Annotated in this window: 10 protein-coding genes; 4 read left to right on the plus strand and 6 right to left on the minus strand. The window is 33.8% G+C overall.

Going from position 1 to position 13,126, the window contains the following annotated elements; all coding sequences use genetic code 11:
- Nucleotides 1-27: 27 nt before the first annotated feature.
- Both LX95_RS08385 and LX95_RS08390 read right to left on the minus strand, forming a co-directional pair.
- Nucleotides 28-3,051, minus strand: coding sequence for an AAA family ATPase (locus LX95_RS08385; RefSeq protein WP_111540991.1), 3,024 nt, complete (start codon nucleotides 3,049-3,051; stop codon nucleotides 28-30).
- A gap of 12 nt (nucleotides 3,052-3,063) precedes the next feature.
- Nucleotides 3,064-4,272 (minus strand): exonuclease SbcCD subunit D C-terminal domain-containing protein, encoded by a 1,209-nt coding sequence (locus tag LX95_RS08390; protein WP_111540992.1) that lies wholly within the window; start codon nucleotides 4,270-4,272, stop codon nucleotides 3,064-3,066.
- A 111-nt stretch (nucleotides 4,273-4,383) separates the two neighbouring features.
- Between LX95_RS08390 and LX95_RS14590 the strand changes: the two genes are divergently transcribed.
- Entirely contained in the window at nucleotides 4,384-4,539 is a 156-nt protein-coding gene (locus LX95_RS14590) for a hypothetical protein (RefSeq protein ID WP_170116594.1), read from the plus strand.
- Here the strand turns inward: LX95_RS14590 and LX95_RS08395 are convergent.
- Together LX95_RS08395 and clpB are read right to left on the minus strand one after the other, a co-directional pair.
- Nucleotides 4,536-5,060: a 1-acyl-sn-glycerol-3-phosphate acyltransferase gene (locus LX95_RS08395; RefSeq protein ID WP_111540993.1), complete on the minus strand. Its 525-nt coding sequence runs from the start codon at nucleotides 5,058-5,060 to the stop codon at nucleotides 4,536-4,538. The genes LX95_RS14590 and LX95_RS08395 overlap by 4 nt on opposite strands.
- An 87-nt stretch (nucleotides 5,061-5,147) precedes the next feature.
- Entirely contained in the window at nucleotides 5,148-7,763 is a 2,616-nt protein-coding gene (gene clpB, locus LX95_RS08400; RefSeq protein WP_111540994.1) for an ATP-dependent chaperone ClpB, read from the minus strand.
- A gap of 191 nt (nucleotides 7,764-7,954) precedes the next feature.
- Here clpB and ytxJ point away from each other — a divergent pair, with 191 nt between their 5' ends.
- Nucleotides 7,955-8,347: a bacillithiol system redox-active protein YtxJ gene (ytxJ, locus tag LX95_RS08405; protein WP_111540995.1), complete on the plus strand. Its 393-nt coding sequence runs from the start codon at nucleotides 7,955-7,957 to the stop codon at nucleotides 8,345-8,347.
- A gap of 69 nt (nucleotides 8,348-8,416) precedes the next feature.
- Here ytxJ and fahA read toward each other — a convergent pair whose 3' ends face one another.
- Nucleotides 8,417-9,697, minus strand: a complete 1,281-nt coding sequence (gene fahA / locus LX95_RS08410; protein ID WP_111541163.1) for a fumarylacetoacetase — start codon at nucleotides 9,695-9,697, stop codon at nucleotides 8,417-8,419.
- 109 nt (nucleotides 9,698-9,806) lie between these two features.
- Between fahA and LX95_RS08415 the strand changes: the two genes are divergently transcribed.
- Together LX95_RS08415 and LX95_RS08420 are read left to right on the plus strand one after the other, a co-directional pair.
- A complete protein-coding gene (locus LX95_RS08415) occupies nucleotides 9,807-11,081 on the plus strand; it encodes a serine hydroxymethyltransferase (RefSeq protein ID WP_111540996.1) in 1,275 nt (424 codons plus the stop codon).
- A 25-nt stretch (nucleotides 11,082-11,106) separates the two neighbouring features.
- The gene (locus LX95_RS08420) at nucleotides 11,107-11,508 is read left to right on the plus strand and encodes a DUF2059 domain-containing protein (protein ID WP_111540997.1); all 402 of its coding nucleotides are present in this window, start codon (nucleotides 11,107-11,109) and stop codon (nucleotides 11,506-11,508) included.
- Between the two features lie 76 nt (nucleotides 11,509-11,584).
- Here LX95_RS08420 and LX95_RS08425 read toward each other — a convergent pair whose 3' ends face one another.
- Nucleotides 11,585-13,126 carry a hypothetical protein gene (locus tag LX95_RS08425; protein ID WP_111540998.1) on the minus strand — a complete coding sequence of 514 codons (1,542 nt, stop codon included), beginning with the start codon at nucleotides 13,124-13,126 and terminating at the stop codon, nucleotides 11,585-11,587.

Consider the following 13,126-nt stretch of genomic DNA (forward strand, 5'->3'; position numbering starts at 1 on the left):
CCTCAATATTTAATTGAGGGCTTTTTTTTACACCACCTTCAAGCTACTATAACCTTGCCCATTCTGGCTTAGTTGTATCTGTGTGGCAATACGTTCTTTTAAGCTGGTTACGTGACTAATTACCCCAATCATTTTAGAAGATTTGGCTTGAAGAACTTCTAACGTATCTAAAGTTTGGTCTAAGGTTTCAGGGTCTAACGTACCAAAGCCTTCATCTATAAATAAAGAATTAATTTCTACATTCCTAGAAGCAAAATCAGATAAAGCTAAGGCTAATGCTAAACTTAGCAAAAAAGTTTCTCCACCAGACAGCGTCTTTACTGAACGTCTTTGTCCACCCATATGCTCGTCTATCGCCACTAAACTATCATCTTCGTCTGCCAAAGGTTTGTCCATTTTATAACGATCTGTAAGTAAGACGAGACGCTTATTAGCCAACATTAATAATTGGGATAGGGTTAAATCTTGTGCGTAATCATTAAATTTTTTCCCTTTAGAATCACCAATTAAATCGTTTAAAGTTTTCCAGCGTTTGTTTGTTTTCAACTGTTGACCAATCCCTTCTCTAATAGTTAAAATTTGTTTTAAATACAGCTCTTGATTTTTTATAATACGTTGCAATTCGTTAAGTTGAATTTCAACATCTTTTCTTTTATTTTCTTGATCTTTAGAGTTCTTTTGTAACTCTTCAAGTGATTTTTTAGTAGTTTTTTCTAATAAAATCTTCTGCTGAATTTTAAGTTCCTGCAAACGAGAGCTTAAGCTAATTTGTCTATTTTTTAAATCTTGTAATTCTTTCGAATATTTTTTAAAGAGAGAATGAGGTAAAAGTTTTTCAATGGCTGAAGCAATACTGGTATAACCCAATTTACGGAATTCTATTTCTAAGGTTTGCTTTGTTTTTTCTTGCTGTTTTTCTAGTTGGTTAAGCTCAGTAGAAATAGCTTTTTCTTCATTTTTTAATTGTTTTTCTTCTTGCTGAAGCCGTACATAAGCTTGTTCTGCATCGCCTAATTCTTTTTCAAAGTTGTTTCCCTTATATAAATCTTGTATTGCTTCTTTTTTATGAACCCCGCGAACCAATAAATCGTTTAATTCTTCAATTGATTTTTGCAGTTTCTGTAAATCAACTAGCTGCTCTAAAACTCTTTTGTACTTTTGTAATTCGGTTGTTTTTTTGATTAAATGCTCTTCAAATTCAGTAAAATTATTTTCTTTTAATTGCTGAATTTCATTGACAAAATTTTCTTGATAGTTTTGTTCCTGAAGTTTTATTTTCTTCTCAATTTCTATGATTTTTTTTTCTAAAGTAGAATTTTGCTGTTGCAGTCCCTTTAATTGAGTTTCCGCTTGGGTAAGCTGCTTTTGGTTTAGATGTAAAGATTGCTGGAATACCTTTATTTCAGTAGAAATTTTATCATTGTTCACCGGTACATGTTCTGCAAACGGATGTTCTTTACTTCCGCATAAAGGGCAAGGGGTTTCGGGCTGTAGATCTAGACGATAATCATCTAATTTTTTTTGTAAGTCTGCTATTTTTTGGGCGTTTTGTTTCGCTTCCAATTGCGCAGTTTGCAAATCAACTTGCTGCTGAAAATCCTTAATTTGCGGGGGAAGGTTTTTTAAGTCTAATTGATTTTGTTCTAAAAGTTCAGATTCTTTGACGCTCTCTTTTTTTAGTTGCTCAATCTCTAAATATACTTTTTCTGCAGCTCTAATTTTTTTTAGCTGAAGCTGAATTTTTTCCTGCTCCAATTCAAAATCTATGGTAGTAGAAAAAGAATGCTCATCTTCTAAGTTTTCTTTCTCTTTATTTTTTTTCTGAACAAGAATATGTACCTCATGTTTAGTTTCGAGCGGATTATTTTGGGATAAAACTAAATTGAAGCTCATCAATTGCTGCTGAATATTCTTAGATAGAGTTTTAAATTCAGTTACAATATTTTGGCGTTCGCTATATAAATTACGTAGGTTTTGTTTGTAATTGTTTAAACTTTGTGTAAAGTTATCTTCTAAAGTGTTTAAGCCAAAAAGTGAATTAAAATCAGTTTTATTTTGTTCGAGTTTTCTAGATAGTGTTTTTAATTGCTCTTCGTTTTTAACACGTTTAGTCTCTAATTGTTCTAATTGAGATGTGGTGTTTTTCCAAGAATTAATTTCATCTGTAAAGTCCTGTAATTCTTGATGCTTATTTAAAGCATCTCCTTTTTCTTTCTCGAAAATATTTTTTTCTTTATCATTTTCAAGATGTTCATTTTCTACACCTTGAATATTTTTTTCAAGTTCTACTAAGTTTTCTTTGTCAGTGATTTGAGTTTTTAAATCTTCAACCTCTTTTTGAAGCTTATCTTTTAAATCCTGAATATGCTGAGCTTGCTTTTTATTCTCTTCAAATTCTTCCTGCGGAATTAATTGTTCTTCAAACGTATTTATTTTTGCTTGTTGCTCTTTAACAGCACTTTCCAATTCACGGTATTTAAAGAAAGCTAACTGTCCTAGTTTTCTGTAAATTTCTGTTCCTGTAATTTTTTCTAGCAACTCCCCACGTTCCTCTTTTTTTACTTGTAAAAACTTGGCAAAATCTCCTTGCGCCAATACAACAGATTTAATGAATTGCTCATAATTAAGCCCGATGAGTTCCTCATTTTTTCCTGGGACTTCAGATTTTTTTAAATCTAAGTTTACTTGTGCTGTATCGGCCAAAAACATCTCATAATCTCGTAGATTACCATTTCTATTGGTAGAAATTTCCCAGCGAGAAATGTACTCTCCCATTGCGCATGCATAAGTTACTTCAGCGAAAGCTTCACTTTGATTACGAGTAAGTATAGCGCCTTTTTTCACAATTTCGTTGGTGCTCATTTTTCCCAACCTTGGAACTTGATTAAATAAAGCTAAAGAAATGACATCTAACAACGTGGTTTTCCCACTTCCTGTTGGTCCAGTAATGGCAAATAAATTGTTTTGCACAAAGGGTGATTGCGTAAAATCTACTTCGTGCTCACCTTTTAACGAATTAATGTTTTTAAAGCGAAGTTTTAAAATTTTCATAGTCAGTAAAATTTAATCAGAAGTGTGTTGCATTTCTTTTAATTCATCAAAAGTGTGTAGCAATTCTTGTTTTTCCTCATCAGAAAAGGCTTCGTTTTTCAGTAAAGACTCAAAAACTTCTTTAGGTTCTAAATCGGCCAAATTTTGCTGGGCACCAAAAACCTCACTGCTTTGTAGTTGCTGATTTTTAAAGTGAGCTCGATGTTTAATGATCTCTACATTTTCCTGATTAAAATTGCTAACCAATTCATCTAAATCTGCTAATTTTTGAGTGCTGTAATGCTCTTCTTGCATCTCAACTTCTACCAAAGTTGCCAAATTTTCTTCGAATTTTAAGTCGGTTAACTTCAATTTTAATTCTGCTAGGTTTCCTTTTAATTTTAAAAGCTTTCTGAAACTCGGAATTGGAATGCTTTTAGGTTCAAATCCGTTTTCGGTATCCAGTAACAAAACTCGTTTTTCATCTTTACGTTCGCTAAAGGAAAGCATTAAAGGAGAACCACTATAAAACGTAGGAATTTGAGCATTTATGCGTTGGGGTTGGTGAATATGCCCCAAAGCTACATAAGAAAAATAAGAATTGAATTGTTCTGCTTTAAAAGCAGCTTGGTTCCCAATTTGTATGTCTCGCTCACTCTCTGATGTGCTTACTCCGGCAGCATACAAATGCCCCATCGCCAATGCAGGAATCTGGGGATATTTTTCTTGACAAATTTCTGCAGCTTCATCAAATTTTGTTTGAATCCCTTTTCTAATTGCTGCGAGACGTTCTTCATAAGTATTTCCTTCGTTTGCTAGCCGCACATCTGCATCTCGTAAATAGGGAAGGGCTGCAATGACCACTTTTGGATTTTCGTTGTGGGGTAACGGAATGATACAATCTTCCATATTTTTGGGTAAACCTCCAATAACATCCATTTGTAAAGCCGAAAGTAACCCTTTTGGCGCATCTAACATACTAGGAGAGTCGTGGTTTCCTCCTGTGATGATCAATCTGCAATTCAAGTTTTTTAAGGTGACTAAGGTTTGGTAATATTGTTTTCTAGCTTCCGCGGACGGGTTTGCTAAGTCGAAAACATCTCCCGAAACTAAGATGACTTCTATTTTTTCATCGCTCACCAACTTACACAGCCATTGAATAAACAAGTTGAAGTCTTCGTACAAGTAATGTTTGTGTAAACGCTTACCAATATGCCAATCGGCTGTATGTAGTATTTTCATAAAAGATATTGAACTGAAAAAATAAATTTCAATTTACGAAGGAAACCGCGACTATAAAAATGTCTATAACTGCTTTTATAAACAAAAACTTATCTTTGTAGAAAAATTAGAATGGCAAAATCTGGTTCAGAAAAAAATACAAAAAATAAAGCGAAGCATACGAAGTTAATGAATCGGAAGAAAAATAAACTCCGCCAAGAAAAAGCAGATAGAAAAGCGCGCTTAAAAGAGTTGACTGCTAAAATGAAAGAGAAAAAAGAGAATTAAAGGTCTGCTTTTCCTTTAATATCTTTAAAAAATAGTTGAAGCAATCTTAGGTCTTTTTCGTAATTCTTAGTAGGGTAGAAGGGTTCTCCAATTTTGACCACTTTTCTTCCATAATCAAACCCCACAGGAATGATTGGAACATTGGCAGCCAAGGCAATATAATAAAAGCCAGTTTTCCAATTCAATACTTTTTTGCGTGTTCCTTCTGGAGCAAGGGATAGTCTAAATTCTTCTTTTTCTGCAAAAATTTTAGCAATAGCTTCCACTTTATTTTCACTATTACTCCTATCTAGTGGTGTGCCGCCCATCCATCTAAAATAAGCTCCAAACGGCCATTTGAACAATTCTTTTTTTCCTACAAAATCAATAGGGATTTTAACAATACTTCTAGTAAAAACACCAATATAGAAATCATGCCAACTCGTATGTGGAACCACAATAATAACAGATTTTTTTATTGAAGGATCAAATTCTCCTTCAATTTTCCATCCCATTATTTTATTAAATATATAATTGACCATCTACTATTTTAAGAATTTAGCAAAAATAAGAAATAAAAAAAGCTACCCCCAATGAGAGTAGCTTTTAATTTTTAAAAAATTGATTAATTAATTAGAAATGATAGGTTTTTCAGATTCATTTCTAAACACCAGTTCCTCATCAAAGGCATCTATCAAAATGATACTTTCTGCGGTAACTCGTCCCGAGAGAATTTCTTTAGAAAGTTTGTTGAGTACTTCTTTCTGAATAGTTCTTTTTACGGGTCTTGCTCCAAACTGAGGGTCAAAACCTTTTTTGGAAAGTAGTGCGATCGCTTCTTGAGTTGCATCTATCGTAATATTCTGCTCCGCTAGCATTCTGCTTACTCCTTTTAATTGTAACCCTACAATCTCTTGAATATTTTCTTGGTTTAAAGGCGTAAACATTACAATATCATCTATTCTATTTAAAAACTCAGGTCTTACCTGTTGTTTTAGTAAACCAAGAACTTCAATTTTAGCGCTCTCCATAGCAGTTTCCATATCTTTAACTGCTTCAAATTTTTCTTGAATTATTTGACTTCCCATATTAGAGGTCATTACGATAATGGTATTTCTAAAATCTGCTAAGCGTCCTTTATTATCGGTCAACCTACCCTCATCTAAAACCTGTAAAAGAATATTAAAAGTATCGGGATGTGCTTTTTCAATCTCATCTAATAAGACGACTGAATAAGGTTTTCTTCTAACGGCCTCGGTCAATTGTCCTCCTTCATCATAACCTACATATCCTGGAGGCGCACCTACCAATCTACTTACCGAATGACGCTCTTGATATTCACTCATATCTATTCGTGTCATTGCGCTATCATCGTCAAAAAGATATTCCGCTAAGGCTTTAGCTAATTCTGTTTTTCCGACTCCGGTTGTTCCTAAAAACAAGAAACTTCCTATAGGTCTTTTTTGATCTTGCAAACCAGCGCGACTTCTTCTAATGGCATCACTCACCGCTTGTATAGCTTCTTCTTGACCAACCACGCGTTTGTGTAATTCATCTTCTAGATTCAAAAGTTTTTCTCGCTCACTTTGTAGCATTTTGGTAATCGGTATTCCCGTCCATTTCCCTACAACTTCAGCAATATCTTCATTGGTCACCTCTTCTTGAATTAAAGATTTTCCGCCTTTTGCTTTTTGCTCAGCCACTTCTTTTTGAAGTTTTTCTAAACGTTCTTGCGCTTCTTTAATCTTTCCATAACGGATTTCGGCTACTTTTCCGTAATCGCCATCTCTTTCTGCTCTTTCCGCTTCTAACTTAAAGTTTTCAATGTCGGTTTTTGCTTGCTGAATATTATCTACAATCCCTTTTTCGTTTTGCCATTTAGCATTCAGTTCAGCTCGATCTTCTTTAAGGTTTGCTAAATCTGCTTGAAGTATTTTTAGTTTGCTTTCATCTTTTTCTCGCTTAATTGCTTCAATTTCAATCTCGAGTTGCATAATTTTTCTATCCAAAACATCTAACTCTTCAGGCTTAGAATTAATTTCCATACGGAGTTTAGAAGCAGCTTCATCCATTAAATCGATTGCTTTATCAGGTAAAAAACGATTCGTGATGTAGCGTTGAGAAAGTTCTACTGCAGCGATTATGGCTTCATCTTTGATTCTTACTTTATGATGGGTTTCGTATTTTTCTTTAATTCCGCGAAGAATAGAAATAGCACTTTCGGTATCGGGTTCATCTACGGTTACACGCTGAAAACGACGCTCTAATGCTTTATCTTTTTCAAAATATTTTTGATACTCATCTAAGGTGGTCGCACCAATAGCACGTAATTCGCCTCGAGCCAATGCAGGCTTAAGAATATTTGCCGCATCCATAGCTCCTTGTCCGCCACCAGCACCCACAAGTGTATGGATTTCATCTATAAAAAGCACGATATTCCCATCGCTAGAAGTAACTTCTTTAATAACCGATTTTAAACGTTCTTCAAACTCACCTTTGTATTTTGCTCCCGCAATTAAAGCACCCATATCTAAAGAATAAATTTCTTTATCTTTTAAATTTTCTGGGACATCGCCTGCAACAATACGATGCGCTAAACCTTCTGCAATAGCGGTTTTACCAGTTCCTGGTTCACCAACCAACATAGGGTTGTTTTTTGTTCTTCGAGATAAGATTTGAAGTATTCTTCTTATTTCTTCATCCCGACCAATTACGGGATCTAATTTTCCACTATCGGCTAGTTGGTTTAGGTTTTTAGCATATTTATTTAGAGAGTTGTAAGTTTCTTCTGCAGTTTGAGAAGTTACACGATGTCCTTTTCTTAATTCTTCGATTGCTGCTTTCAAACCTTTTTCTGTGGCACCTTGATCTTTTAAAATTTGAGCAACCTTACTTTTAGAATTGAAAATCGCTAAAATGAGATGTTCTACAGAAACATATTCATCATTCATTTTCTTAGCAATTGAAGATGCATCCGTTAAGGTTTTTCCAGCTTCTCGAGAAAGCACGATATCTCCACCACTTACTTTAGGGAAACTTTCCATGGTTTTATCTAATATTTGATTAAACAAAGCCACATTAATGTTAAGTTTTTTGAGTAAAAATGGAGTTACGTTTTCGTCTACCGAGGTAATGGCTTTAAATAAATGTTCATTCTCGATTTGTTGATGGCCAAATTCTTGAGCAAGCTGTTGCGCCTGCTGTATCGCCTCTTGTGATTTTATGGTATAATTGTTAAAATTCATATTTTAATGTTTAATATGGAATAGTCAACTAATGTGCCTTTTATGAAAAATGACAAAATGGCATTATTCCACGATAACAGCGTGACAATATTACATATTTGTGAAATAATTAAGTGATATGGTAATCTTTTTATAAAGTTAGAAAGAAGAAGAAATAATATCCTTAAATTTATTTTAAAAAGTTAGTTACAATGGGATTATTAGATAAACTATTTAAAAAGCAAGATGATGTTGCTAAAAAGGAAATTAAAGAAATTCCTTGGAAAATGTTAACCAAAGAAGAAGATTTGGATCTTATTTTAGATGAATCTGAAGAAGTTAGTGTGGTAATATTTAAACATTCTACCCGTTGCGGAATAAGTAGAACAGTTTTAAAACAATTTGAGAAAACCTATGATTTTGAACTTACTGAAGTGCAACCTTATTATTTAGATCTGCTTCAATATAGAAATGTTAGTAATGCAGTAGCTGAAAAGTTTAAAGTTATGCATCAATCTCCACAAATGATTGTGGTCAAAAACCGAGTAGTAGTTCATCAATCTTCACATCATGAAATTGATGCAGATATACTCGCGTCGTTTTAAATAGAAGTTAAAGAAAAAATAGCCATTTCTGATTATAGAAATGGCTTTTTTAACATCAATTCTTTTCTTTTAATTTTTAAAAGGAGGTAAGATTTTAGTGCTACACTCTCCAAATCCTATTCGAGTATTTTTATTTTCGCAATGACCTCTTAAAATTACGGTATCATTATCTTGTATAAACTTACGATCACCACCTTCTTTAAGTTTTATAGGCTTTTCACCATTCCAAGAAAGTTCTAACATAGAGCCATAGCTATCTTTGGTAGGTCCAGAAATAGTACCACTTCCCATCATATCTCCACTATTTACAGGGCAACCGTTAACAGTATGGTGTGCTAATTGCTGACTCATATTCCAGTATAAATGCTTAAAGTTGGTATTAGAAACTACCGTTTCTTCTTTTCCTTCTGGCTGAATCGCAACTTGTAAATGAATATCAAATGTTTTCTTTCCTTTAGATTTTAAATAAGGGAGTTGTTTAGTACTAGGTTTAGGTCCTTCAGTTCTATAAGGTTCTAAAGCATCTAAAGTAACAATCCATGGAGAAATGGTAGATGCAAAGTTTTTTCCTAAAAATGGTCCCAGTGGAACATATTCCCATTTTTGAATATCTCTTGCACTCCAATCATTAAATAAAACTAAACCAAAAATATGTTCTTCTGCATCATTTACAGGAATAGGTTCTCCTAAATGATTGGCAGCAGTAGTGATAAAAGCCATTTCCAATTCAAAATCTAAATTTCTTGAAGGGCCAAATATAGGTGTGTCCGATCCGTTAGGAAGTTTTTGTCCATGAGGCCTTCTAATAGGAATTCCGCTAGGAATAATTGAAGAACTTCTACCGTGATAAGCTACAGGAATATGAAGCCAATTTGGTAATAAAGCTTTATCTGCTCCTCTAAACATTTCTCCCACATTTCTAGCATGCTCTTCACTCGAATAGAAATCGGTATAATCGCCTACTTGTACTGGAAGTTGCATTTCTATCTCATCTAGGGTGAAAAGAATTACTTTTTGGTGTTCTTTATTTTCTTGAAGTGTTTTGTTGTTTACATCAAAAATATCGGCAATCTTATTTCTTACTGCACGCCAAGTTTTTCTTCCGTCAGCAATAAAATCATTCAGGGTGTCTTGTAAGAAAATATCATCAGTTAATGGAATATCTTCAAAATACCCTAATTGGTGTAAAGCGCCTAAGTCAATCGCATAATCTCCAATTCTGGTACCAATGGTAATGACATCGTCCCTAGTTAAAAATACTCCAAAAGGAATATTCTGAATAGGGAAATCTGTATTCTTAGTAATATCTAACCAAGTTTTTCTATCGGGATTATTGGCGGTTATCTGCATGGATGTAAATTCAAATAGTTTTAATAATATGTATTCAAATATATTATTTTCCATGTATTAACCGAATGCTTTTCTTATTTTTGATAAAATTTTTAACGTTATTTAACTCATGAATAGAGATACTCAAATTTTCGATTTAATAGAAGCAGAAAAGAACCGCCAAATCAACGGACTAGAATTGATTGCGAGCGAAAACTTTGTAAGTGAACAAGTTTTAGAAGCTGCGGGATCTGTACTTACTAATAAATATGCTGAAGGTTACCCAGGAAAACGTTATTACGGAGGTTGTGAAATTGTAGATGAAGTAGAAACACTTGCCATAGAAAGAGCTAAAGAACTTTTTAATGCAGAATATGTAAATGTGCAACCCCACTCAGGATCTCAAGCTAATACTGCTGTGTTTTCAGTGTGTTTAAAGCCAGGAGACACTATTTTAGGGTTTGATTTATCTCACGGTGGACATTTAACCCACGGTTCTCCAGTTAATTTTTCAGGAAAATTATATAATCCTGTGTTTTACGGAGTAAAAAAAGAAACGGGTTTAATTGACTACGATCACGTAAGAGAAGTAGCGTTAAAAGAAAAGCCAAAAATGATTATTGCTGGAGCTTCGGCTTATTCACGCGAATTTGATTATAAGAAATTTAGAGAAATAGCAGATGAAGTAGGGGCAATCTTGTTAGCAGATATGGCGCACCCTGCAGGTTTAATAGCTAAAGGTTTAATAGGTGATCCTTTACCGCATTGTCATATTGTAACCACGACAACGCATAAAACTATTAGAGGACCTCGCGGAGGAATGATTTTGATGGGGAAAGACTTTGAAAATCCATTCGGACAAAAATTAAAAAATGGAAATTTAAAGAAAATGTCTTCTTTATTGAATAGTGGTGTTTTTCCAGGAAACCAAGGAGGGCCTTTAGAGCATATTATAGCGGCCAAAGCAGTTGCTTTTGAAGAAGCTTTGTCTGACGAGTTTCTACATTATATGGTACAGGTAAAGAAGAATGCAAAAGCTATGGCTGAAGCATTTGTAAAAAGAGGTTATGACGTAATATCTGGAGGAACCGATAATCATATGATGTTAATCGATCTACGAAATAAAGGAGTAACCGGAAAACAAGCTGAGGAAACATTAGTTAAAGCTGAAATTACTGTAAATAAAAATATGGTTCCTTTTGATGATCAATCTCCTTTTGTGACTTCTGGGATACGTGTAGGAACACCAGCGATTACTACTAGAGGATTGAAAGAAGAAGATATGGATAAAGTAGTAGGGTTTTTAGATGCTGTAATTAGTAATATTGAAGATGAAAGCCTTATCGAAAAAACGAAACAAGAAATACACGAAATGATGGGACATAGACCATTATTTCAAGCTTAATATAAAAACTAAATAAACATAACTTATGAAAAAATTAATTTTATCGGCAGGATTGGTCATGCTAAGTTTTGCCTCTTTTGCTCAAGACGATTTTAAGACAGAGATGTTAAACTTTGTTGAGGTACAGTCTGGTTCTACAATGGATGCAGCACTTAGTCAAATAATGCCTATGATTCCTGAAGGGAAAAGAGAAGCTTTCAAAAAGGAATTAAATGAGGAAATGAAAGGAATGTATTCAGAAATTGCTGATATTTATATTGAAAAAGTAGGAAAAGAAGATCTTCAGAAAATGTTGGATTTTTATGAAACTCCAGCAGGAAAAAACATTTTAGAAAAAACTCCAGCTGTTGTTGAGGCAAGCATGTCTTTAAATCAAAAATATATGATGAAAGCGCAAACGATAGTACAGAAATATATGAGTAACTAAACTTATATTTTTTCAAAAAACAAAAAAGCATTTTCTTAACGGAAGATGCTTTTTTTTATTTAAGATGAAGAAAAGCTTACTCTTCAAATATAACACTCTCATAAGCTCCAGCATCTGGAGAATTACCTCTAGAAGTTCCTAAAATATCTTGAGCGGTTGTTGTTGCAGGATTTGCCAAGCCGTTGGCAGCAGATTCTTCTCCTATTTGTAATTGATTAAGCTCTGTAGCTTTAAAAATAGGATCTTCATTTAAAATGTTATTTTCAAATAGAGCAGAATCTTCAAAGTTATATTCTGGAATATCTACATAAAGGTTATTAAAATCATTGAACTTAATTAAGCAGTTTTCAAATTTATAATTGAAAGCCGCTTCTTCAGATTTTGAGAATAAAAGTTCTAAGTTTTCATTTCCGTAAATAATACAGTTGTAGAAATTGGCTTCAATCAAATCTGCTACAAAAATGTTTTCTTGGGTTTCTAATAAATTCTCAATCAATACCGCAGGAAACTGCCTAAACCCATTGTTAAAATAATTTACAAAAGTAGAGTTGGTAAAGTTATATCTTCCGCCAAGGGAAAGGTTTAGAGAGGCTTGTCCGCTATTGTTAATCACTAGATTTTCTCCTTCAATAAACCCAGTTCTAGCCAAAAGTCCAACATTAGCGGAGTTATAAATTTGTGTATTTTTAATGGTTAGGGTAGGTTGGTTACTTCCATCGTTATTATCCATACGAATACCCACCGATGCATTTTTAATCGTTGCGTAATTAATTTGATTATTGGTACTTCCGTCTGTTAACCAAATAGCTCCCCATTGACCAGCAACATCGCTAAAAGCAGGTTCTAAACGATCGCCTTCAAAAATAACTTCATTCTCTAAAACTTCGGGATCGTTGCTTAAAGCCCCATTTACGTGCAAAGAACCATTTTCTGCAACTATAAGTCCGCTTTCACGATGAAAATGTACGCGTGCTCCAGCATCAATAGTGAGTGTTTTATTAGAAGGAACGGCGGCATAACCGTAGATTACATAAGGTTTTTCGTTGGTGAAATTAAGTTCGGTGTCATCTAAGACAAATCCTTCAATGAGAATCTCGTTGCCTTCATCATCAAAGCCAAATGAAAGCGTTTCCGTAGTGCCATCAGCAAATTTTTCAGGATATAAAAAATGAGCATCTTGTATAAGTGTAACTAATTCTACTTTTTGTTGATTGCTGTTGGTATCGAATTCTATAGCATCCGTATATAGAAATTGATTGTCAGTTTGAGATAAATTTTCAATATCGGCTGTAGTTTCAACAAAAATAAAAATACTGTCATTCGCAAGAATATCGATGTCTCGGAAACTTTTTCCGGGTAAACCGTCCACATTTAAACGATAATTAGAACTTTCACCCTTGGCTAGTTGAATATTAGGAATAGTGATATCATCATCACTTTTATTGTGTACCGTTAGGTTATAAGTGCTAGAGCCAATATTGGTAAAAACAGTATCTAGATAAACCGTGTCTTTAGAAAAAGTAAGTTTTCCCGAACTGGGTGTAGTTTCAAAATCTTTTCTACAAGAACTCCACAATACTACCGAACAAAGCAATAAAATGCCGTAAACATATCTCAT

This window comes from Mesonia algae (assembly GCF_003253545.1).
GTDB lineage: Bacteria > Bacteroidota > Bacteroidia > Flavobacteriales > Flavobacteriaceae > Mesonia > Mesonia algae.

What these genes read in the sequence shown, in the direction of transcription:
- clpB (WP_111540994.1), bottom strand. Translation starts at nt 7,763, where the DNA reads ATGAATTTTAACAATTATACCATAAAATCACAAGAGGCGATACAGCAG.
- LX95_RS14590 (WP_170116594.1), top strand. Translation starts at nt 4,384, where the DNA reads ATGGCAAAATCTGGTTCAGAAAAAAATACAAAAAATAAAGCGAAGCAT.
- LX95_RS08385 (WP_111540991.1), bottom strand. Translation starts at nt 3,051, where the DNA reads ATGAAAATTTTAAAACTTCGCTTTAAAAACATTAATTCGTTAAAAGGT.
- LX95_RS08415 (WP_111540996.1), top strand. Translation starts at nt 9,807, where the DNA reads ATGAATAGAGATACTCAAATTTTCGATTTAATAGAAGCAGAAAAGAAC.
- LX95_RS08420 (WP_111540997.1), top strand. Translation starts at nt 11,107, where the DNA reads ATGAAAAAATTAATTTTATCGGCAGGATTGGTCATGCTAAGTTTTGCC.
- LX95_RS08390 (WP_111540992.1), bottom strand. Translation starts at nt 4,272, where the DNA reads ATGAAAATACTACATACAGCCGATTGGCATATTGGTAAGCGTTTACAC.
- LX95_RS08425 (WP_111540998.1), bottom strand. Translation starts at nt 13,126, where the DNA reads ATGAGATATGTTTACGGCATTTTATTGCTTTGTTCGGTAGTATTGTGG.
- LX95_RS08395 (WP_111540993.1), bottom strand. Translation starts at nt 5,060, where the DNA reads ATGGTCAATTATATATTTAATAAAATAATGGGATGGAAAATTGAAGGA.
- ytxJ (WP_111540995.1), top strand. Translation starts at nt 7,955, where the DNA reads ATGGGATTATTAGATAAACTATTTAAAAAGCAAGATGATGTTGCTAAA.
- fahA (WP_111541163.1), bottom strand. Translation starts at nt 9,697, where the DNA reads ATGCAGATAACCGCCAATAATCCCGATAGAAAAACTTGGTTAGATATT.